General features: G+C 59.7%; 18 protein-coding genes, 1 pseudogene and 1 riboswitch. Of the genes and pseudogenes, 8 read left to right on the top strand and 11 right to left on the bottom strand.

Going from position 1 to position 22,148, the window contains the following annotated elements; genetic code table 11:
* Positions 1 to 45: 45 nt before the first annotated feature.
* Positions 46 to 1,452, bottom strand: coding sequence for an adenosylmethionine--8-amino-7-oxononanoate transaminase (locus ASF66_RS15725; protein WP_056844495.1), 1,407 nt, complete (start codon positions 1,450 to 1,452; stop codon positions 46 to 48).
* Between the two features lie 189 nt (positions 1,453 to 1,641).
* Between ASF66_RS15725 and ASF66_RS15720 the strand changes: the two genes are divergently transcribed.
* The 3 genes from ASF66_RS15720 (at position 1,642) to ASF66_RS15710 (ending at position 4,798) form a co-directional block, all read left to right on the top strand.
* On the top strand, positions 1,642 to 3,414 hold the full coding sequence (locus ASF66_RS15720; RefSeq protein ID WP_056844494.1) for a flavin monoamine oxidase family protein: 1,773 nt from the start codon (positions 1,642 to 1,644) through the stop codon (positions 3,412 to 3,414).
* Between the two features lie 195 nt (positions 3,415 to 3,609).
* Positions 3,610 to 4,161, top strand: coding sequence for a cytochrome b (locus ASF66_RS15715; RefSeq protein WP_049861654.1), 552 nt, complete (start codon positions 3,610 to 3,612; stop codon positions 4,159 to 4,161).
* 37 nt (positions 4,162 to 4,198) lie between these two features.
* Entirely contained in the window at positions 4,199 to 4,798 is a 600-nt protein-coding gene (locus tag ASF66_RS15710) for a YceI family protein (RefSeq protein ID WP_049861655.1), read from the top strand.
* Positions 4,799 to 4,933: 135 nt separating this feature from the next.
* Here the strand turns inward: ASF66_RS15710 and ASF66_RS15705 are convergent, their stop codons facing one another.
* From ASF66_RS15705 to ahcY, 4 genes are all read right to left on the bottom strand, one after another.
* Positions 4,934 to 6,814 (bottom strand): DEAD/DEAH box helicase, encoded by a 1,881-nt coding sequence (locus ASF66_RS15705; RefSeq protein WP_049861656.1) that lies wholly within the window; start codon positions 6,812 to 6,814, stop codon positions 4,934 to 4,936.
* A gap of 221 nt (positions 6,815 to 7,035) precedes the next feature.
* On the bottom strand, positions 7,036 to 7,866 hold the full coding sequence (locus ASF66_RS15700) for a substrate-binding periplasmic protein (protein ID WP_056844493.1): 831 nt from the start codon (positions 7,864 to 7,866) through the stop codon (positions 7,036 to 7,038).
* A gap of 140 nt (positions 7,867 to 8,006) precedes the next feature.
* Entirely contained in the window at positions 8,007 to 8,852 is an 846-nt protein-coding gene (metF, locus tag ASF66_RS15695) for a methylenetetrahydrofolate reductase [NAD(P)H] (RefSeq protein ID WP_056844492.1), read from the bottom strand.
* Between the two features lie 69 nt (positions 8,853 to 8,921).
* Positions 8,922 to 10,331, bottom strand: coding sequence for an adenosylhomocysteinase (gene ahcY / locus ASF66_RS15690; RefSeq protein WP_049861659.1), 1,410 nt, complete (start codon positions 10,329 to 10,331; stop codon positions 8,922 to 8,924).
* 20 nt (positions 10,332 to 10,351) lie between these two features.
* Positions 10,352 to 10,459: riboswitch (S-adenosyl-L-homocysteine riboswitch) on the bottom strand.
* 197 nt (positions 10,460 to 10,656) lie between these two features.
* Between ahcY and ASF66_RS15685 the strand changes: the two genes are divergently transcribed.
* The 3 genes from ASF66_RS15685 (at position 10,657) to ASF66_RS15675 (ending at position 13,220) form a co-directional block, all read left to right on the top strand.
* Complete coding sequence (locus ASF66_RS15685; protein ID WP_043191602.1) at positions 10,657 to 11,052, top strand: acyl-CoA thioesterase; 396 nt, start codon at positions 10,657 to 10,659, stop codon at positions 11,050 to 11,052.
* Positions 11,053 to 11,175: 123 nt separating this feature from the next.
* The gene (locus ASF66_RS15680) at positions 11,176 to 12,396 is read left to right on the top strand and encodes a putative DNA modification/repair radical SAM protein (protein WP_056844491.1); all 1,221 of its coding nucleotides are present in this window, start codon (positions 11,176 to 11,178) and stop codon (positions 12,394 to 12,396) included.
* Positions 12,393 to 13,220, top strand: a complete 828-nt coding sequence (locus ASF66_RS15675; RefSeq protein WP_056844490.1) for a TIGR03915 family putative DNA repair protein — start codon at positions 12,393 to 12,395, stop codon at positions 13,218 to 13,220. The genes ASF66_RS15680 and ASF66_RS15675 overlap by 4 nt, the downstream gene beginning before the upstream one ends.
* Before the next feature lie 6 nt (positions 13,221 to 13,226).
* Here ASF66_RS15675 and ASF66_RS15670 read toward each other — a convergent pair whose 3' ends face one another.
* Positions 13,227 to 13,970, bottom strand: coding sequence for an NRDE family protein (locus ASF66_RS15670; RefSeq protein WP_056844489.1), 744 nt, complete (start codon positions 13,968 to 13,970; stop codon positions 13,227 to 13,229).
* Positions 13,971 to 14,320: 350 nt separating this feature from the next.
* Here ASF66_RS15670 and lgt point away from each other — a divergent pair, with 350 nt between their 5' ends.
* Both lgt and ASF66_RS15660 read left to right on the top strand, forming a co-directional pair.
* Positions 14,321 to 15,133 carry a prolipoprotein diacylglyceryl transferase gene (gene lgt, locus ASF66_RS15665; RefSeq protein WP_049861663.1) on the top strand — a complete coding sequence of 271 codons (813 nt, stop codon included), beginning with the start codon at positions 14,321 to 14,323 and terminating at the stop codon, positions 15,131 to 15,133.
* 54 nt (positions 15,134 to 15,187) lie between these two features.
* Entirely contained in the window at positions 15,188 to 16,159 is a 972-nt protein-coding gene (locus ASF66_RS15660) for a thymidylate synthase (RefSeq protein WP_056844488.1), read from the top strand.
* 43 nt (positions 16,160 to 16,202) lie between these two features.
* Here the strand turns inward: ASF66_RS15660 and ASF66_RS15655 are convergent, their stop codons facing one another.
* The 5 genes and pseudogenes from ASF66_RS15655 to ASF66_RS15640 all read right to left on the bottom strand — a co-directional run bounded on the left by ASF66_RS15655 (position 16,203) and on the right by ASF66_RS15640 (position 22,144).
* Entirely contained in the window at positions 16,203 to 18,305 is a 2,103-nt protein-coding gene (locus tag ASF66_RS15655) for a TonB-dependent receptor (protein WP_056844606.1), read from the bottom strand.
* Positions 18,306 to 18,336: 31 nt separating this feature from the next.
* The gene (locus tag ASF66_RS15650) at positions 18,337 to 19,527 is read right to left on the bottom strand and encodes an MFS transporter (RefSeq protein ID WP_056844487.1); all 1,191 of its coding nucleotides are present in this window, start codon (positions 19,525 to 19,527) and stop codon (positions 18,337 to 18,339) included.
* A complete protein-coding gene (locus ASF66_RS22950; protein WP_330219441.1) occupies positions 19,517 to 20,047 on the bottom strand; it encodes a ferric iron reductase in 531 nt (176 codons plus the stop codon). The genes ASF66_RS15650 and ASF66_RS22950 overlap by 11 nt, the downstream gene beginning before the upstream one ends.
* A 156-nt stretch (positions 20,048 to 20,203) precedes the next feature.
* Positions 20,204 to 21,051: pseudogene (locus tag ASF66_RS22945) on the bottom strand (IucA/IucC family protein); the annotation flags it as partial.
* A gap of 619 nt (positions 21,052 to 21,670) precedes the next feature.
* Positions 21,671 to 22,144 (bottom strand): GNAT family N-acetyltransferase, encoded by a 474-nt coding sequence (locus ASF66_RS15640; RefSeq protein ID WP_056844485.1) that lies wholly within the window; start codon positions 22,142 to 22,144, stop codon positions 21,671 to 21,673.
* Between the last annotated feature and the right edge of the window lie 4 nt (positions 22,145 to 22,148).

Here is a 22,148-nt window from a genome sequence, read left to right as displayed (position 1 = left end):
GAGCGGCCGGTGGCCGCGAAAACGCTGGTACAGGCGACGTCCTACTCAACCCGGATCGCGAAACCCAGGATGGAAATCTTCAGCCACCTGCACGCTCACGCTGCTGCGCGTGGCGATATCGATCCCCTCGCTGGCCACCTCGGCCAGGAAGTCGATCTGCTCCGGCGTGATCACATAGGGCGGCAGGAAATACACCACGCTGCCCAGCGGCCGCAGTAACGCTCCACGTTCCAGGGCGTGGTTGAACACCTTGAGTCCGCGTCGCTCCTGCCAGGGGTAGGCTGTCTTGCTGGCCTTGTCCTGGACCATTTCGATGGCCAGGACCATGCCGGTCTGACGCACCTCGGCCACGTGGGCATGGTCGGCCAGGTGCGCGGTCGCAGTGGCCATGCGCTGGGCCAGGGCGCGGTTGTTCTCGATGACATTGTCCTGCTCGAAGATGTCCAGCGTGGCCAGAGCCGCAGCACAGGCCAACGGGTTGCCGGTGTAGCTGTGCGAATGCAGGAAGGCGCGCAGTGTCGGGTAATCGTCGTAGAAGGCGCTGTAGACGTCGTCGGTGGTCACGCAGGCCGCCAGCGGCAGGTAGCCACCGGTCAGCGCCTTGGACAGGCACAGGAAATCAGGACGGATGCCGGCCTGCTCGCAGGCGAACATCGTCCCGGTGCGACCGAAGCCCACGGCGATCTCGTCGTGGATCAGGTGTACGCCGTAGCGGTCGCACGCTTCGCGCAACAGCTTGAGGTACACCGGGTGATACATGCGCATGCCCCCCGCGCCCTGAATCAACGGCTCGATGATCACCGCGGCCACGCTTTCATGGTGTTCGGCCAGAGTCTGCTCCATGGCCTGGAAGAGGGTGCGCGAGTGCTCTTCCCAGCTCATCCCTTCGGGCCGCAGGTAGCAGTCAGGGCTGGGGACTTTCAGGGTATCGAGCAGCAGCGCTTTGTAGGTCTCGGTGAACAACGGCACGTCACCGACCGACATCGCGGCGATGGTTTCGCCGTGGTAGCTGTTGGTCAGGGTCACGAAGCGCTTCTTGTTCGGTTGACCACGGTTGACCCAGTAGTGAAAGCTCATCTTCAGCGCGACTTCGATGCATGAAGAACCGTTATCGGCATAGAAGCAACGGGTCAGCCCTTCGGGCGTCATCTTGACCAGACGCTCCGACAGCTCGATCACCGGCTGATGGCTGAAACCGGCCAGGATCACGTGCTCCAGCTGATCGACCTGATCCTTGATGCGCTGATTGATGCGCGGATTGGCATGCCCGAAGACATTGACCCACCAGGAGCTGACCGCGTCCAGGTAACGCTTGCCCTCGAAGTCCTCCAGCCACACGCCTTCGCCGCGTTTGATCGGGATCAGCGGCAGCCGCTCGTGGTCTTTCATCTGGGTGCAGGGGTGCCACAAAACCTCGAGGTCTCGTTTCATCCACTGATCGTTGAGTCCCATCTTTCTCTCCCGCGGCAACACGCTTGGCAAACAGTCGCGCAAGCCTATGCAATGAGGCCTCGGCTAACAACCCAAACATGCTCGATGGCGACACTGGCGGGCACTATGCCGCTGGCGTATGCTGCGCGGCAATTTGCCACTGCCGGGGCTCGATCCGGCCATTTCGCTTGCTCTGCCGGAGTTCTCTGCATGTCTGCTGGTTGGTTGCGCGCCTGGGCGCTGATAGTAGTAGGGCTGTTCAGCGCGCAGGCGTTGGGCAATGACAAGGCACAGACGGCGATCGTCGTCGGCGGCGGTCTGGCGGGGCTGACAGCCGCCTACGAGCTGCAGGCCAAAGGCTGGCAAGTGACCTTGCTGGAAGCACGACCCAGCCTGGGCGGCCGCTCGGGCCTGGCCACCAGCGAATGGATCGGCGGCAGCAAGATCCAGCCGGTGCTCAATGGTTACGTGAACACCTTCAAGCTGGCCACTCAGCCGGCACCGGAATTCGTCCGCAACCCTGGCTACCTCATCGACGGCGAATACTTCACCGCCGCCGACCTGGCCACCAAGCAGCCAGCCACCGCAGAAGCGCTCAAGCGCTACGAGAAAACCCTGGATGACCTCGCCCGCTCGGTCAAGGATCCGGAAAACCCCGGCGCGACCAGCACCCTGTTCGCCCTGGACCAGATCAACGTGTCCAACTGGCTGGATCGCCTGCAACTGCCCGCCACCGCGCGGCAGCTGATCAACCAGAAGATTCGTACGCGCTACGACGAACCGTCGCGTCTGTCGCTGCTGTATTTCGCCCAGCAGAACCGGGTCTATCAGGATATCGACGACCGTGATCTGCGCGCCTCGCGCCTGATCGGTGGCAGCCCGGTGCTGGCTCAGGCGTTCGTCAAACAGATCAAGACCATCAAGACCGATTCACCGGTGTCGGCCATCAGCCAGGACAAGGACGGCGTGACCGTCAAAGTGGGCGCCGTGGGCTACCAGGCCAGCTACGTGGTCCTGGCCGTCCCTCTGCGCGCATTGGGCAAGATCGCCTTCACCCCTGCACTGGACAACCGCCAGCTGGCGGCAATCAAGGGCACCAACTATGGCTGGCGTGACCAACTGCTGCTCAAATTCAAGACGCCGGTGTGGGACAGCAAGGCGCGGATGTCCGGCGAGATCTACAGCAACACCGGGCTCGGCATGTTGTGGATCGAGCCCGCCTTGAAGGGTGGCGCCAATGTGGTGATCAACCTGTCCGGTGACAACGCCCGCCTGCTGCAGGCCTTTGGCGACAAGCAGATGGTCGACCAGGTGTTGATTCGCCTGCACGCGTTCTATCCACAGGCGCGCGGTGCCTACACCGGCTACGAGATCCGTCGCTACAGCACCGATCCTTCGTATGGCGGTGCCTACCTGGCCTACGGACCGGGGCAGATCAGCAAGTTCTGGAAAGTCTGGGAGAAGCCGCAGCAGCGCATCGCCTTCGCGGGTGAACACACCGACTCGCTGTACCCCGGCACGCTGGAAGGCGCACTGCGCAGCGGTCAGCGTGCTGCCGGCCAAGTGGTTGATCTGGCGGCAGGCAAGTCTTTCGAACCGGTCAAGGTCGCCCCGCCTGCGGCAGCACCGGTCAAGGCTGCCGAGAGCAAGCCTGGGTTCTTCTCCAAGTGGTTCGGCGGCAGCGACACGCCAGCGGCCAAGCCCGTCGAGCCTGCACCTGCGCCAGTACCGGCGGCTGCACCTGCTCCCGTTCCAGCGCCCACGCCTGCACCTGTTCCGGTGCCCGCCGTCGTGCCCGCGCCCGCACCGGTCAAGGCAGAGCCTGCGAAGAAAGCTGCGCCGGTGAAGAAGGTGGAAACGAAAAAACCGGAGCCCAAGAAGGCCGAAACCAAGAAGCCTGTGGTCAAGAAGCCGGCTGAAGCGAAAAAACCGGTTGAATCCAAAAACAAGGTAGAAGTAACCAAACCTACGGTGCAGCCGTAGGTTTCGCACCGCAGCCGTCGGCCTTTTCACGGGTCGGCGGCGCCTTTACGCGTATAAAACCGCGTTCCTGGCGTCAGAGCAGTCCGCTTAATACTGTCTTAATCAACTTTATCGATATTTCAAAGCGAGATTTTCCGCTTTAATCCGATAGATAAGTCAGTCATCTTGAGCGCAGTTCTTACAAGGTCCAGGCACATGCAACTACGTAATTCCACTTCACGCTATGGCTGGGTCAGCATCGTCCTGCACTGGGGCGTCGCGCTGACCGTATTCGGGCTTTTCGCTCTCGGGTTGTGGATGGTGGGCCTGGGTTACTACGACCCATGGCGCAAGGCCGGCCCTGACCTGCACAAGAGCATCGGCCTGGTGCTGTTCTTCTTCATGCTCGTGCGCGTGGTCTGGCGCTTCATCAGCCCACCCCCGCCGCCCACACCCAACCAGGGCAAGCTGACCCGCACGGCGGCTCATCTGGGGCACCTGTTCCTCTATGCGGACCTGTTCCTGGTGATGAGCGCCGGCTACCTGATCTCGACCGCAGACGGGGTAGGCATTCCGGTTTTCGGGCTGTTCGAAATACCGGCGCTGGTCAGCGGCCTGCCCAATCAGGCGGAAACCGCCGGTACCGTGCATTTCTACCTGGCGTGGGTACTGGTGATATTCGCCGTACTGCACGGCTTGGCTGCATTGAAACACCACTTCATCGATCGTGATGCAACCCTCATCCGTATGCTGGGTCGCAAAGCTTGACTGCCGTACCTATCAAACTTCAAGAGGAATACTCCCCATGTTGAAAAAAACCCTCGCTGCACTCGCCATTGGCACTGCCCTGTTCACCGCAGGCCAGGCCATGGCCGCTGACTACACCATCGACAAGGAAGGCCAGCACGCTTTCGTCGACTTCAAGATCAGCCACCTGGGCTACAGCTTCATCACCGGTACCTTCAAGGACTTCGACGGCAAGTTCAGCTTCGATGCCGCCAAGCCCGAAGACGCCAAGATCGACGTGACCCTCAAAACTGCCAGCGTGTTCACCAACCACGCCGAGCGTGACAAGCACATCAGCAGCAAGGACTTCCTGGACGTGGCCAACTTCCCGGAAGCCACCTTCAAGTCCACCAGCGTCAAGCCGACCGGCAAGAGCGCCGATGGCAAGACCACTGCTGACGTGACCGGTGACTTGACCCTGCACGGCGTGACCAAGCCCGTCGTGATCAAGGCCACCTTCCTGGGTGAAGGCAAGGATCCATGGGGCGGCTACCGTGCCGGCTTCGAAGGCACCACTTCGATCAACCGCAAGGACTTCGCACCCAAGTCCATGGACCTGGGGCCACAGTCGGACACCGTCGAGCTGTACTTCACCTTCGAAGGTGTGAAAGCGAAGTAAGTGATTCGCTGACATGAAAAAACGCCGCAGCCTGTGAGGGCTGCGGCGTTTTTTTGTATCCGGCATGGGAGCCGTGGTGAAACCTTCGCGGGCAGAGCCCGCTCCCACAGGGCAGCGAGCCTGCCTACCTCATGCTCAGCCTTCGCGATTGCGCGTCAGCAGTGCAGGTTTTTCACCCCGCGGGCGGCTTGGCAATTGCTCCAGTTGCTCGGCAGTCGGGAAACGATCGATCTTCGATTCCTTGTGCACGATCACCGGTTGGCTCGGGTTGCGCGAGTTGCTCACCGCCGGTTCCTGGCGTGGCTGCTCGTCGCGTGCCGGGCGACGGTTGCGCGGGTTGCTGTCGCGACGTGGCTGGCCGTCACGAGCGCCACCACCGTTGCTGCGCGGACCGCGCTTGGCGCCGGCGTTGTCGCCAGTGCCGGCCGAACGTGCGCCGCCACCGTTGCGCGGTGCGCCACCGGCAGGGCGACCCTGGCGAGGCGCTGCTGCTGGAGCAGTACCACCGGCCGGTGCAGAACCGGCAGGACGACGACCGCGCCCTTGGTTCTTGCCCTGATAGGGGCTGACGTAATCCGCACGGTTGCCGAAGTTGTCCACTTCGTCATCGAGGAATTCGTCCGGCGCACGGTTGGCGGAAACCGCCGGTTCTACGGCCGCGCGTGCAGCCTGTGGCTGACGTGGCTTCTGGTCACGGGGTTGGCGTTCAGAACGCGCCCCGGCGGGCTTTTCCTTGCCTTTGTCCTTCCCTTTGTCCTTGCGACCGCTGCTGGCGTTGCTGGTGCCATCGCCGCGAGGTGCGCGAGCACCGCGGGCATTGTTGGCCTGAGGACGCTCGCGCACCTCGGGTTTTTCCGCTTCCACGGTGCTGGCATCGAACCCCATCAGATCACCGTCCGGGATCTTCTGCTTGGTCATGCGCTCGATGCTCTTGAGCAGCTTCTCCTCGTCTGGCGCGACCAGCGAGATCGCCTCGCCACTACGACCGGCACGGCCGGTACGGCCGATACGGTGCACGTAGTCTTCGTCGACGTTGGGCAGCTCGAAGTTGACCACGTGCGGCAGCTGGTCAATGTCCAAGCCACGCGCGGCGATATCAGTGGCGACCATGATGCGTACGGAGCCGGCCTTGAAGTCGGCCAGGGCCTTGGTGCGCGCGTTCTGGCTCTTGTTGCCGTGGATCGCCACGGCGCTCAGACCGTGCTTCTCCAGGTACTCGGCGAGGCGGTTGGCACCGTGCTTGGTACGGGTGAACACCAGCACCTGCTCCCACGCGCCCTGAGTGATCAGATGCGCCAGCAGCGAACGCTTGTGGCTGGAGGCCAGGCGATAGACGCGCTGCTCGATACGCTCGACCGTGGTGTTGGGCGGCGTGACTTCGATGCGCTCGGGGTTGTGCAGCAGCTTGCCGGCCAGGTCGGTGATGTCCTTGGAGAACGTCGCCGAGAACAACAGGTTCTGACGCTTGGACGGCAGGCGCGCAAGGACCTTCTTGACGTCGTGCACGAAGCCCATGTCGAGCATGCGGTCGGCTTCGTCGAGCACGAGGATTTCAACGTGGGACAGATCGACGCTGCCTTGGCCACACAGGTCGAGCAGACGGCCGGGGCAGGCCACCAGCACGTCGACGCCGCGGGACATGGCCTGTACCTGCGGGTTCATGCCGACGCCGCCGAAGATGCAGGCGCTGACGAACTTGAGGTCGCGGGCGTAGAGCTTGAAGCTGTCGTGAACCTGGGCAGCCAGTTCGCGAGTGGGGGTCAGGACCAGTACGCGCGGTTGGCGCGGGCCGTGACGTTGGGATTTGTCCGGGTGACCACCTGGGAACAGCCGCTCCAGAATCGGAAGGGCGAAGCCGCCGGTCTTACCTGTACCTGTCTGAGCGGCGACCATCAGGTCGCGGCCTTGCAACACGGCGGGAATGGCCCGCTGTTGCACCGGGGTGGGCTGGGTGTAGCCCGCTGCCTCGATGGCGCGGACTAGAGCCTCGGAGAGACCGAGGGAAGCAAAGGACATGAGTAATCCTGTTCTAGTAGGGGCTTATGCCCGAGGGATAATCTTGCCTGGCGCGACGGGTGTGGGGTGACACTGTCGCGTCCGGTCCTGCTGGGGTTGCAAAGTGCGCTTCACGAAGCGGTGCGCGGGCTCAGGCCCAGCTGGCAGGTGCTTCGAGAGGCCTTGGCAAGGCCGAGCGGCCGGACGTAAGCCTGGCACAAGGGCCGAGTATAACAGAGCAATCACATTGCGCTGCTTTCACGCTGCCCAGCGGTGCCTGCGGGCGATGGCTGCAGTGTCTGCGGCGCAGCGGAAGGTATCGTTTTACCACTCATTGGCTCGACGGCATAGCGAGCCAGCAATTGTGCATAGGCCGGCTCCTGCTTGAACCGGCGCAGTTCGGCGGCGAAGCGCTGCACCAGCAGATCCATTCCGGCACCTCGGCGCACCGCCAGAAACTGCGGATTGTTACCGATCTCCATGGGCAGGGGACTGACCCGCTGTTGCAGGCCCAACCGCTTGACGGTGTACTCACCAACGCGGCGGTCGGTGATCAACAGGTCGATGCGCGCCTTGGCCAGCTTGCCGAAGTTGGCTTCCTGGCTGGGCCCGCTCTCGCGAACGACACCGGGCGCCTGTTCGAATGCGTCGCCGTAGTCGTAGCCGGCGGTGATGCCCACGGTCAGCCCGTCGAGGTCGGCCATGCTGTGCACCAGGTGCGGTCGATCGTTGGCCTGGTAGAACACCCATTCCACTTCCGACAACGGTTCCTTGGCGTAGAACAGGCTGGCATCGCGTTCGTTGGTCTGAAAGATGTCGAGGATTCCATCCGCCTGGCCTTGATCGAGCATGGCCAGGCAGCGCTTCCATGGCAGGAACTGCCACTGCACCTGGATGCCCAGGCGTTCGAAGATCAGCGCCGTGATGTCATAGTCGATCCCTTGCGCGGTGCCGTTCTCTTCAAAGGCATAAGGCGCCCAGGAATCGGTAACGATGCGCAGCGTTTCGCCATGGGCCTGCAGGCACCAGCAAAGGAGAAGCGCAGAGGGCAACGAGCGGAGGATGGCAACCATGGGCCGGAGATTACGACGCCTTGCCGCGCTTGAAAAGGTCTATGCCGGGCTTCAGGCACCACTGACCTGATTCTATTGCGACTGATCGATACAAAAAGGCCCCGGCAGAATGCCAGGGCCTTGAGGCTATGCGAGAGGACTCAGCGGCCCAGTTTCAGATTGTTCCATACCGCCAGGCTGGGTTCTGCCTGGTTCAGGGTATAGAAATGCAGGCCGGGGGCACCGCCCTGCAACAACCGCTCGCACATCTGCGTGATCACTTCCTCGCCGAACGCCTGGATGCTTTTCACGTCATCGCCATAGGCTTCCAGCTGCTTGCGCACCCAGCGCGGGATTTCCGCGCCGCAGGCATCGGAGAAGCGCGCCAGCTTGCTGTAGTTGGTGATCGGCATGATGCCCGGCACGATTGGAATGTTCACGCCCAGCTTCTGCACGCGCTCGACGAAGTAGAAGTAGCTGTCAGCGTTGAAGAAGTACTGGGTGATCGCACTGCTCGCGCCGGCGTTGGCCTTGCGCGCGAAGTTGACCAGGTCATCTTCGAAGTTGCGTGCCTGCGGGTGCATCTCGGGGTAGGCCGCCACTTCGATGTGGAAGTGATCGCCGGTTTCGGCACGAATGAACTCGACCAGGTCATTGGCATGGCGCAGCTCGCCGCTGGACATGCCCATACCCGATGGCAGGTCGCCGCGTAGCGCGACGATGCGCTTGATGCCGGCCGACCGGTACTGGTCGAGCAGACCGCGCAGGTCTTGTTTACTGTCGCCCACGCACGAAAGGTGCGGAGCGGCGGGAACGTTGACTTCGCTTTCCAGCTGCAGAACGGTGTTCAGGGTACGGTCGCGGGTCGAACCGCCGGCGCCGTAGGTGCAGGAAAAGAAATCGGGTTTGTAGGCAGCCAACTGGCGGGCGACGCCCATCAGCTTTTCATGCCCGGCATCGGTCTTGGTGGGAAAGAACTCGAAGCTTAAGGGACGATCGTGAGACATGGCAGTTTCTCGGTAAACCCATCGAGCGGGCCAGCGTTGACTGGCCCGCCGTATCAAGAGCCTGAACGCTTAGTAGCGGTAGGCTTCTGGCTTGAACGGACCTTCGACGGTCACGCCGATGTAGTCGGCCTGCTGCTGGGTCAGTTGAGTGACCACGCCGCCGAAGCCGCGGACCATTTCCAGGGCCACTTCTTCGTCCAGTTTCTTCGGCAGCACTTCGACGGTCAGGCGGGCAGCCTTGCCGTCGGCGTCCAGGTCGGCGTACTTCTGCTCGAACAGGAAGATCTGCGCCAGCACCTGGTTGGCGAACGAACCGTCCATGATGCGGCTTGGGTGGCCGGTGGCGTTGCCCAGGTTCACCAGACGGCCTTCGGCCAGCAGGATCAGGTAGTCGTCGTTCTGCGCGTCGAAGCTACCGGCACCGGTACGGTGGATCTTGTGGACCTGTGGCTTCACTTCTTCCCATGCCCAGTTCTTGCGCATGAAAGCGGTGTCGATTTCGTTGTCGAAGTGGCCGATGTTGCAGACCACGGCACGCTTCTTCAGCGCCTTGAGCATGTTGGCATCGCAGACGTTGACGTTACCGGTGGTGGTGACGATCAGGTCGATCTTGCCCAGCAGCGCCTTGTCGATGCTTGCTTCGGTGCCGTCGTTGATGCCGTCGATGAACGGCGAGACCAGCTCGAAGCCGTCCATGCAGGCCTGCATCGCGCAGATCGGGTCGACTTCGGAGATCTTGACGATCATGCCTTCCTGACGCAGCGACTGAGCCGAACCCTTGCCCACGTCACCGTAGCCGATCACCAGCGCCTGCTTGCCCGACAACAGGTGGTCGGTGCCGCGCTTGATGGCGTCGTTGAGGCTGTGACGGCAACCGTACTTGTTGTCGTTCTTGCTCTTGGTCACCGAGTCGTTGACGTTGATGGCCGGGATCTTCAGCTCGCCCTTGGCCAGCATGTCCAGCAGGCGGTGCACGCCGGTGGTGGTTTCTTCGGTCACGCCGTGGATCTTGTCCAGCATGGCCGGGTATTTCTTGTGCAGGATTTCGGTCAGGTCGCCGCCGTCGTCCAGGATCATGTTGGCATCCCATGGCTGGCCATCCTTGAGGATGGTCTGCTCGATGCACCACTCGTATTCTTCTTCGGTTTCACCTTTCCAGGCGAACACCGGGATACCGGCGGCGGCGATGGCGGCGGCGGCCTGATCCTGGGTGGAGAAGATGTTGCACGAGGACCAGCGAACTTCGGCACCCAGGGCGACCAGGGTTTCGATCAGCACGGCAGTCTGGATGGTCATGTGGATGCAGCCCAGGATCTTCGCGCCCTGCAGCGGCAGCTGGCCGGCGTATTTGCGGCGCAGGCCCATCAGCGCGGGCATTTCCGACTCGGCAATGATGGTTTCGCGACGGCCCCAGGCAGCCAGGGAGATGTCGGCGACTTTGAAATCGGAAAAACCAGCAGGCGTAAGTACAGCGCTCATTAAGAGCCTCCATTCGTAGGTTCGAATGGGCGCCGTTGTATGCGTTTGGCGTCCCCAGGCAAGACCTGTAGGGACAACGCCCCATCCGAGCCTGACAGGTCGAACCTGCTGCAGCGCCCCTCGGACGGGTGGCGGGAACGGCCGGGAAATGAAGAAGGCCGTTGAGTGAATCGCTGGCGATTATATAGAGGTGTGGCCAGCTTCCAAAGTATTTCTGACGATTACCGCCGGATGGATAATGGTATTCATAGGTAAAGCTCAATGGAGGCGGGCGCTGTGGTCTGCCATGATTCGACACACTTAGGTGAAGAGCAGAGGAGCCAGCATGAATTTTCATACGCGCAAATGGGTAAAACCTGAAGACCTCAACCCCAACGGCACCCTGTTCGGTGGCAGCCTGCTGCGCTGGATCGATGAAGAAGCGGCGATCTATGCCATCGTGCAATTGGGCAACCAGCGGGTGGTGACCAAGTACATCTCCGAGATCAACTTCGTCAGCGCCTCGCGCCAGGGCGACATCATCGAACTGGGCATCACCGCCACTGAATTCGGGCGGACCTCCATCACGCTGACCTGCGAGGTGCGCAACAAGATCACGCGCAAGAGCATTCTCACCGTGGACAAGCTGGTGTTCGTCAACCTGGGCGAAGACGGCCTGCCGGCACCCCATGGGCGCACCGAAATCCGCTACATCAAGGATCAGTTCGAAACCATCGACTGAACCCGGCCCATGTAGCGCTTGTCCCGTTCCAGGCCGCGTGTGGCCTGGCTTCTGGCCGACCGGCGGCGTTGATGAAGTGCCTGTGTTTCTGTACTGTACATAAAAACAGTATCGGGAAATTTCATGCAATTGATCGATAAGCTCAGCATCCTCGCCGACGCCGCCAAGTACGATGCCTCGTGCGCCAGCAGCGGTGCGCCCAAGCGCAGCTCCGAAGGCAAGGGCGGGCTGGGTTCGACCAACGGCATGGGCATTTGCCACAGCTACACGCCGGATGGTCGCTGTGTATCGCTGCTCAAGATACTGCTGACCAATTTCTGCCTGTTCGACTGCCAGTACTGCGTCAACCGCCGTTCCAGCGACGTGCCACGGGCGCGTTTCACGCCTGAGGAAGTGGTGCGCCTGACCGTGGACTTCTATCGGCGCAACTGCATCAGCGGCTTGTTCCTGAGCTCCGGCATCATCCGCTCGGCCGACTACACCATGGAACAGCTGATCCGCGTGGCGCGCCTGCTGCGCGAGGAACATCAGTTCCGCGGCTACATCCACCTCAAGACCATTCCCGAAGCCGACCCGGCACTCATCGAAGAGGCGGGTCGCTACGCCGATCGTCTGAGCGTGAACATCGAGCTGCCCACCGATGCCAGCCTGCAGACCCTGGCGCCGGAAAAGGATGTGAAATCGATCAAGAAAGCCATGAGCACCATCTACACGGGCCAGCAGACCGTGCTCAACGAACCGCGCGCGCCACGCTTCACGCCGGCCGGGCAAAGCACGCAGATGATCGTCGGTGCCGACCAGACCGACGACAGCACCATCCTGCACAGCGCTGAATCCCTGTACGGCAACTACGGCCTGAAACGGGTCTACTATTCGGCGTTCAGTCCCATCCCCAACAGCCCCAAGAGCGTGCCGCTGGCAGCACCGCCGCTGATGCGCGAGCACCGCCTCTACCAGGCCGACTTCCTGTTGCGCAGCTATGGCTACAAGGCGGACGAGTTGCTCTCCGGCCCGGGCGACCTGGCGCTGGACATTGACCCCAAGCTGGCCTGGGCGCTGGAAAACCGAAGCGTCTTCCCATTGGATCTGAACCGTGCGGAACCTGCGCTCATTGCCCGCATTCCCGGCATTGGCCTGCGTACCACCAAGCGCCTGGTGGAGCTGCGTCGGCAGCGGCGAATCCGCTATGAAGACCTGACCCGCCTGCGTTGCGTACTGGCCAAGGCCAAGCCGTTCTTCATCACCAGCGACTACCACCCACAGCAGGCAGAAATCTCTACTTTGCTGCTGCGCGACCAACTGCGTGATCGCCCCCAGCCCCAGCAATTGGGGCTCTGGGGATGATATGTCTGGACTGCGACGACCTGTTCGCCACCTGGCGGCAGCAGGCGCGCTGGCTGCTCAGCCATCAGATCGATCCGAGTCATGTGGGCTGGAACACCGTAGCGGACCTGTTTGCCACGGACGAGCATTATCCGGAGGAAATCGGTCCTTTCCAGGCGCGCATTCCCGTGGCCCTCATCGAGCTGCTGCAAGGCGCCGCGCAGTACCGTGGCGAGCAACGCTGGAGCCTGTTGTACGAAGTGCTCTGGCGCGTCAGCCATGGCGACCGCACGGCCATGCTGGCCGGCGATCGCCTGGGCAGTGAGCTGCACCGGCGTATCAAGCACGTTCGGCGCGAGAGCCATCATCTGCATGCCTTTCTGCGCTTCGTCGAGATGCCGGTCGCGACCGAAGGTCCACCCGGTCCTGAGTACGTGGCTTGGCACGAACCAGCGCACGACATCCTGGCCTTGGCCAGCGAGCATTTCATCGGGCGCATGGGGCGCAGTCGCTGGCTGATAGCGACGCCTCAGGACGGTGTCTATTACGATGGCACCCAGCTGATCCACGAACGGCGATGCCCATTGGAGTGGCAGCAACTGGCGCAGCAGGCCCATGACCCCCAGGGCGAGCTGTGGCTGACCTATTACAGCCACATCTTCAACCCGGCGCGCTTGAACCCCAAGGTCATGCAGGGCCACTTGCCCACCCGCTTCTGGAAAAATCTGCCTGAAGGCGCGTTGATTCCCGGCCTGATCAGCGATGCGCGCACCGGCAAGCAGCGCGATGGCCAGGCTCGCGACATCGGCAAACGCCAGGGCAAGCGCATCGGGCGCTCGGTCTAGCGCTCGCTAGACCCCCTGCAGATGAACCTCACCCAGCACACTGCCCAGCGGGCCGAAGCTGCGCTCGATCATTTCCCGATGACCCTCGGCGTCAACGATAACCACCGTGCTGGCCCGCGTTCCGTAACTGGCGCCGGTGATGAACACGCTCGACAGCAGCCGCTCGGTGGCCAGGCCCACGCCCGTATCGGGTAGCGCATGTTCCGGTGCCTGGTCGGCATCGGCCAGCATTGCCAGTAATGCGTCAGGCTGGCTACCAGCGACCTCCAGCCCGTGACGGGCTTTCACCAGCTTGGGCCATGGGGTGTCGAGGCTGGCATTGGACAGCCCGTAGGTGCCTGCCTGCAGGTACTGCGGCGTGCCTGCAGCGGAGTGCAGGTAGCACAGGCGCTGACCATCACCGAGCAGCAGATTGAATCCGGCGTATTGGTCCAGGCGATCCGTGACGGCCTGCAGATAAGCCTCGATCGACAGTTCACCGGTTAGAAAACCCGCCACCAGATCACCACGGGAGCGCCGCGCCGGTGGCTGACCGGGACGACGGATATTGGTCAGCGCGGCGATACGCCCGTTCGGCCCGATCCCCAGCCAGCTACCGCCTGCCTCCAGGTCCCGACCGGCGTACACCCCGCAAGACTCCCGCCACTGGGACAACGGCGCCGTGGGTCGGGCGTGGAATTCGTCACGGTTGCCTGCCAGTACCAGGGGTTGGGCTTGGCCGGGCTGCCAGGTGAAAACGATCAGGCACATTCGTGGAAATCCTTGCAGTTTGGCTTCACTCTACCGATCCGCTGTCGGTCTATCCATCGCTGCAAGGTGGAGCGTCAGGCCCCGGTTCCGGTACCATGCCGAACGGTTTGCGGGCGCAATCATGAAATTGCGATGTACCTACCGCCCGGTGCCTGCACGGTGCTCTGGCCCAGCGTATAGTTCCGAATTCGCCCATGCGCCCGCCTTGGCATGCATCGCCATCACCGTCTGGTTTCGCCAGATACGCTGCGCGCCGGGCGCACAGATTATCGTTCAAGGTGCTCAAACACCTGTTCGCCGCGCTGCCCTTCGGCGTCGGCATGAGTTTTTTGCTTAGCTGAGGAATTGCAATGCTGCCTTACCCGCAGATCGACCCGGTGGCACTGGCCATCGGACCGCTGAAAATCCACTGGTACGGCTTGATGTACCTGGTGGGCATTGGTGGCGCCTGGTTGCTGGCCTCGCGCCGGCTCAACGGGTTCGACCCGACCTGGACCAAGGAAAAACTCTCGGACCTGGTGTTCTGGTGCGCAATGGGGGTGATCCTCGGCGGCCGCCTCGGCTACGTGCTGTTCTACGACTTGGAGCAATACATCGCCAACCCCACCTTGATATTCGAGGTGTGGAAGGGCGGCATGTCGTTCCACGGCGGGCTGCTGGGCGTGATGCTGGCCACGTGGTGGTTCGGCAAGAAGAACAACAAGTCGTTCTTCCAGCTGATGGACTTCATCGCTCCGCTGGTGCCGATCGGTCTGGGCGCCGGGCGCATCGGCAACTTCATCAACGCCGAGCTGTGGGGCAAACCCACCGACGTGCCCTGGGCCATGATCTTCCCGCCTTTCAGCGATCCGGCGCAGTTGCCCCGTCACCCTTCGCAGCTCTACCAGTTTGCGTTGGAAGGCGTCGCGCTGTTCGTCATCCTCTGGCTGTTCTCGCGCAAGCCGCGGCCGACCATGGCCGTATCGGGCATGTTCGCCCTGTTCTACGGCATCTTCCGCTTCATCGTCGAGTTCGTCCGCGTGCCCGATGCGCAGTTGGGCTACCTGGCGTGGGGCTGGCTGACGATGGGGCAGGTGCTGTGTCTGCCGATGATCCTGGGCGGCCTGGGGTTGATCTGGCTGGCCTACCACCGCGCGCCGGCAGCTCCGCGTCCGGCTGTTTGATTCTTTTTTGCCTGGGCGCGACCACGATTGCGCCCTGAACGATGCAGGTACGTCATGAAGCAATATCTGGAACTGGTCGCCCACGTCATCAAGAACGGCACCTTGCAAAGCAACCGCACCGGCGTGCGCACCATCAGTTTCCCGGGTGCCATGTTGCGGTTCGACCTGCAGGAAGGCTTTCCGGCGATCACCACCCGGCGCCTGGCCTTCAAGTCGGCCATTGGCGAAATGGTCGGGTTCCTGCGCGGCGTCAACAATGCCGCCGAATTCCGCGCCTTGGGCTGCAAGGTCTGGGACCAGAACGCCAACGAGAACGCCCAATGGCTGGCCAACCCCTTCCGCCAGGGTGAAGACGACCTGGGCGAGATCTATGGCGTGCAGTGGCGCCAGTGGCCAGCCTACAAACGCATCGCCCTGAGCAACCCGGCGGCGATCGAACTGGCCACCAGCCAAGGCTATCAGCAGATTGCCCAGGCCGAGGAAAGCGGCGAGAGCTTCGTGGTGCTGTACAAGGCCATCGACCAGATTCGCCAGTGCCTCGACACCATCATCAAGGACCCAGGCAGCCGTCGAATCCTGTTCCACGGCTGGAACTGCGCCCAGCTCGATGAAATGGCGCTGCCGCCGTGCCATCTGTTGTACCAGTTTCACCCCAACCCGGAAACCCGCGAGATCTCGTTGACGCTGTACATCCGCTCCAACGATCTGGGCCTGGGTACGCCGTTCAACCTCACCGAAGGCGCCGCGCTGCTGTCGCTGGTCGGGCGCCTGACGGGCTACACGCCGCGCTGGTTCACCTACTTCATCGGCGACGCCCATGTGTACGAGAACCATCTGGACATGCTCAACGAGCAAATGAAACGCGAGCCGTTACCTGCTCCCAAGCTGGTGATTTCCGATCGCGTGCCCGAGTTCGCCAAGACTGGTGTGTACCAACCGGAGTGGCTGGAGCTGATCGAACCCAGCGACTTTACCTTGGAAGGGTACGAACACCACGCACCACTGACTGCACCGATGGCGGTGTGATTGTACAGATCGCTGTATGCGCGTCAGACCGGTAGCCAGAGCCTTACCAATCCGTCGAATAACTCATGCTCAGTGTTCTGCCTTGTGCGTTCGCAGAAGGCGCACTGGCATTGGCTTGAGTGAACAGTGTTTGGTAGGTGGCATTCGCTACGTTGTAAACCCCAGCTTCCAAGCGGCCCACGGGTAAACTCATACCTCCTATGATATCTACTGTCGTGTAACTCGTGGTTCCGCGACCATTGTTGTCGCTGGCTGCTGCGCCGTAACCGGCCAGGTGCATGGCTTGAAGGCGTAGGTCGTACGTAGGTGTCTCGTATTGGACATAGGCGGTCGTCTTGGCAGGCGCCACTCGGGTTGCTGGCAGATCGAGCCATACACGCTGCTGCCGAGTCTCGCCTTTGGTCCACGCATAAGTCCCGCCGGTATTCAAAAATGCGCTCCAAGCGTAGTCGATGCTGGCTTCAATGCCGCGAACGCGCTCCTGTTGATCGATCAGCCGCAGGACCCGTGCTTTAGCGTCATAGAATTGAGTAACGTTGGAGCGATTTTCGTATACGCTGATACTTGTATGCCATTTGTTCCAACTGCCACGCCATCCCAACTCGTAACTGTCGACTTTTATCGCCTGGGCATTGAGGGTTTGGATGTCAAAGTCGCTGGTCACCTCGCGCAGAAAGCGCTGGACATCAGGTAATGAGAAGCCTTGGCTGAAGTTGGCGAAAACATTCTGCTGATCGTCTATTTGGTAGACGGCACTTAGATTATAAAGTGTTGCGCTGTACCTGAGCGTATCACCCGGCAGTACGGCGCGATTGCCGGTCTGGACAATTTCACCATAAGCGATGCTGTCGGCGACCTGACTGTTGATCCACTCCTGACGGATGCCGCTCCTGAGAGTCCAGTCGCCCAAATACCAGGCGGTCTGCGCAAAAAGTCCATGCGTTTGAGTTTTCAGGTCCGGCCCCAGCTCATAGATAATACCCGTTTTATCGTATTTTATTCCTTCTATCCGATATTGCTCGGCAGCTTGTCGAGACAGCTCACTGCTGTAGTCGGCCCCCCAAACCAGATTACCGTAGCCATTTCCGTACGGAGGGAGTTCTGTTTCGATTGCAAGGCGAACGCCGTGGACATCCTGCACGCTGCGGGTATTGGCTATTCCGGCATAACCGCGTTTGCGAGCCGGAAAAAATAGTGCATCGGCCTGCCTCCAATACGTCTCGACCTGTAGGCGCTGTCCGTAGAATTCAGCGTCGCTGTAATTGAAATTCACAGCTTTGTTGCGTGTATAGGGTTGGTCCCTAAGGATCAAGCCTTTGACGGCCACAGCCTGTGCGGTGTCCAGTGGATCTTTGGTGTAGGCGGTGTTCTGACTATCTTTGTAGTTCTGCAGCGATAAAGAGAGCGTCTGGTTCTCGTTGAGCGCCAGGCCCAGCCGGGTCTGCAGATCATAAGTGTCGGTATCCATGTTGCTACCTTGCGACGTGTCTTGAGGAATGCGTTTCCCCCTGCCGTCATACTGATCATTGCGCTGCGTGAGATTAGCCGATCCATACCAATCGAACGGCCCCTCGCGACCGCTTACGCTTTGAAAAGCTTCGTAAGTGAACCCCTTGGAATCCAGATCGTCTGGCGAGGTAAGACCAATTTTGCTATGAAGTGCGAGCTCATCGCCTTTGTGACGTTTGGTGATGACGTTGATAATGCCTCCTGAAGCACCTGCGCCATAGACACTGGTCGCGCCCGAGATAATTTCGATACGTTCGATGCTGCTGGGGGAAATGCTGTTGAGCTGGCGGTAAGTATTGCGTGTAGCATTCTGCGAAACACCGTCGATCAGGACTAGCACGTTTCGTCCGCGCAGAGACTGGCTCAAGTTGCTCATTCCTCCCGTTGTCGGAGAAATGCCTGGTATGAGCTGCCCAAGTACATCCGAAAGACGGCGACCAGCGCCGGTCTGCTGGCTTATTTGCTTTTGCTCGATGATCTGCACCGACCCTGGTATCGAGGCAATGCTGGTCTGTGTACGAGTGGCAGAGATGACACTGGCTTCCAAGTCCAACGCGTTGTCGGGTTGAGTGCTTTCAGCTTGAGACTGTGTGTTAAGGAGTACGAGGATAGGAACCATCCACGTAAATCGAATCATTGTAGGCATACAAATTCCTTTTATTGGATAATCACCCAGCTTGGGTAACGGGCACGCGTATCCTTTTGCGTATCAGCCTGATGGCCAAGGCCGCAACCACATAAGCGACTACGACAATCCAGAATAAATAAGAGAGTTCGATCAAGGCCAAGGCTGCGCTACCCACGGTAATTCCCAGTAACGCGCCCCCTTTGGCAGCACTGTTACCCAGAGAAAACAAGAAGCCGTGATGGGCTGGTTCGGTTGTTTGTGCGATGAGGATATACATCACTGGAAGCAACGCCCCTTGCCATACCCCCCAAGCCAGCCGAGCAAAGATAAAAGCTGTCCAGTTGGATGCTATTGCTGCCAATCCCATTGTGATTGCACTGGCCCAAGCCACGCACTCGATAGCACCAAGGGTTTGTGATACAGGCCGCTTATTAAATAGACGCCCCCACAGTGGCGCAGAGATCGCAAGCGTCATCGCACTTGCTGCATAACTGATGCCTATCAGCCAGCCCGGCCCACCTAGCACTTCAGCGATATAAAGTGAATAGAACGGCTGCGGGAAAACTTTCGCGATTTGCAGGAGGGCTGTCGTAATGAGTAACCCGCTTATCCATAGCCTGTCGGTTTTTTCATATGAGCCAGGTTTTTGTTTGATAAGTATCTGAGGGCGATGGTCGGGCAAGAGCAGGCAACATCCTGCGCACACAATGCAAATGGCCGAAGCGATGGCACATATAAATTGAAATCCGTAGATATCAAGAACCCAGCCGCCCAACACAGGGCCGAGCAAAGCACCAATTGCCGTAGCTGACTGCAACATTGCTAAGGTTCTGGCCTTTTCAGCACCGCAGCACAGTAGCGAGTAAGCCTGCGCCGCGACAAGGAAGCCTGCAAGACCACCTTGCAGACACCGAAATGTCACTACCACGATTGGGTCCGATGTGAATACCATCAGTACCTGGAACATCCCCAGTGCGACGAGTGCGCGGATGACCATAGCTCTGAGGCCTAGCTTGTCACCTAATCGGCCCCATACTGGAGCAAATGCCATAGCGGCCAGCATCGGACCCGCATACGCCGTCATGGCAAGCAGTGCTAAATGTTGCTGCCCTGTCGGTCCCAGCAGCGCCTGAATGTGCAAAGGCCAGAACGGTCCCGTTATTTCCATGGCAGCCATTGAAAGCGCTTGGATCACGATCAGGGAAGAAAGGGCGCCTCGATCAGTGAACATCGATGTAAGCGCTTAGCGGATTGTCCATGCGCTCAACCAGATCCGCAGAGCCGCCCGCCAGCCACATTTTCAAAAGGGCTTTTGCCGGCCACTTTCCAAACAGAATTTCCAGTCGTTCCGTCTTCCAGCGTTGAGGCGATACCTTAGGCTTCAACTTTTGAAAGGCAGCGTCAACTTGTTGTGCAAAAAGATTCCAAAGTTTTTCGTGCGGAATATCCCAATGTGACGCGCAAAGAAGTGCCAGCTCTCCTAACTGACACATGAAGGTGGCGTGGAGAAGTTTGTCACGAACAAACGTCCGGTCTTGGTATATAGTCGATTTAGGATCATGCAGCGCCAATGGAAGGTTGTGATTAATAAAGGTGTCGTGATCTATCCGCAGATCCCCAAAATCTCTTATCAGCAACTTACTCGGACGTTGGTCTTCGTCCATGACCACGAAAGTATTTTGCTGATGTGCTTCAAAGGCCACGCCATAGATTAAATAAAAACCGAGCAGGCCAGTTAGCGCCGTTGACAAGTAGGCTGTATAAAAATCGAGGACATTGTCTGGCGTGGCGCTTCCATATAGAAGGCTGATCCACTGTTCGAGTAAAGGATTTTCGTTATCGTCCCTGGCAAAAAGACTTCCTACCGGGATAGCCAGTTCGCCTGGCTTTACCAAGCTCGCGGGATTATCCCGAAAGAGCGCCCCTACGTGTTTGGCTACTTCTTCGCACATCGGTTTCGAACGGAGCTGGACACCGACTCGCTCAGGTACGATAGTCAGGTAGTCATTCAGCAACGGTTCGAGTGTACACATTTGCTGTAGCAGGCGGCTCAAGCGCGGTCCCATTCTCACCGATCTAGCGGAACTGTACGAACGGCGCTCGTCATCCTTACGGCGACTGGTAACTTAATCATCGGCAGCGTTCTGCTGCCGTTTGGAGTTACTGTTCGGAAAGACATTGAGGGATGGGCTGTGAACGCAACCACATCGGTCAGGACGAAAACACGAGTGGCTATTTCGTTGGCTAGAAGTGTTGGGAGTTCCGTTCTCGCCTGCCAAGGGTGTACAGGCAGAGGAATGTAGTCACAAGCCTCGACACCAAGCTTCGTCAATGCCGTCTTCCATTCCCGGGTCTCGGTTGGGAAGTGACGTGTCCACCAGCAAGTATGATGCTCCGGATCATCCATGGATTCTACATGACTAAAATCTCTATTCAGCGCAGCCAAGGTTATTGGAAGTCGTGATTCAAACTCGGGAGAAAAGGCGATAGCTTCCTTGACCGTAAGGCCGCGTTTGCTTTTGTAGTTTGGATGCCACGGATGCCCTGATGTACCCCATTGCTCCAAAAGAGCCGTTGGATTCGTAGATTTTTCTGCACGTAACGAATCCAATGTATTGCTATACCCATTGTCTGTCGCCGCCGCGCGAAGCTGTATTGCCCAGCGGCGTCGGAACGCCAGAGACAAGATATCGTTTGCAAAACTATCATCCAGCTCTGCTTGCAGGCCCGAGATTGCTGAATGTGTTTGATCCATCCTGAGCAGCGGAGAGAGCGCGGCCAAGAGCTCAGAAGGTAACTCGATTACCCGCGTGGCAGTATTCTTTTCGCTGACGGTGACTACGCCCGAGAGCGACCAGCTGTCCATTGGGCCAGCCTTTAGTGAATCGAAGTGGATGCTCCTATCATTATTTACTGTTAGGCAGGCCATGCCAGATGGCGATACCTGACAGGAAGATATTTGAAGAATACGCTCACGGAACAATGCCTGTATCAGTCTTTGGCAACTGCCTTTTAAAGCTTGCGATTTTGCAATTATAAGGTCGTCAAGCGTGACTTCTCGCTGCTTGAAGGTCTCCGTTTCGAGAGCTTCTATCCACTTCGAAAGGATCTGCTGCTGCGCACTTAAACTTCTCGCTGGCACTCGATACGCTCTGCATACCAAAAAATGAAGAGCGCTAATGTAAAGATTACCAGCCTCAGATAAAATAGAATGATTCCCATTATCGTGTAGGATTCGTCTGGGTGCTGCCACGTTTGCTGCTTTCGTTTAGCAATGTGACTGGATCGGGTCGTGTCGTCTGTTTTGGGAGCCCTGTGCCTGCTAAACGCACTGCGGCTTACCCGATGCATCGCGCGCAGGCGTTTCCGTTCAACTACGTTGATGCCCTTGTGAAGATATTCATCCCCCCAACGTCAGTCTCGATCTGCTCCCAGCCAAGCCGACGGTAGTACGCCGACTTTTCCTCGACAGCACATAGATAGACCCGCTCGACACCCTCCGCTTTCGCTTTCTGCATTCCGGCTGTGAGTAATGCCGCCCCGACGCCCTCATTGCGGCTCTCGGCCTCCACCCACAGCGCCGCCAGCCAGGGCGAATACTGCACTCGTTCATCCATGTCCGAAACGATCAGCGATACCGTGCCCATGAACCGCTCACCTGCATGAGCGACCAAAGTGGTGGGAATGGGCTTGGAACGCAGGCTGTCTTCCAGAAGCGTCAGCACATCTTCCAAGGTGTGGCCGTCTTCCTTCCACCAGGCTTGCCACAGCCGCTCGCCCACGATGGCAAGAAAACCAGGTTCAGTGCGCAGATCTGATATTTGAAAGGGGGTTGCGGTGCGATTCATGACA

The sequence above is a fragment of the Pseudomonas sp. Leaf129 genome (assembly GCF_001423465.1).
Taxonomy (GTDB): Bacteria; Pseudomonadota; Gammaproteobacteria; order Pseudomonadales; family Pseudomonadaceae; genus Aquipseudomonas; species Aquipseudomonas coleopterorum.
This window is presented reverse-complemented; position numbering and strand designations above follow the sequence as displayed.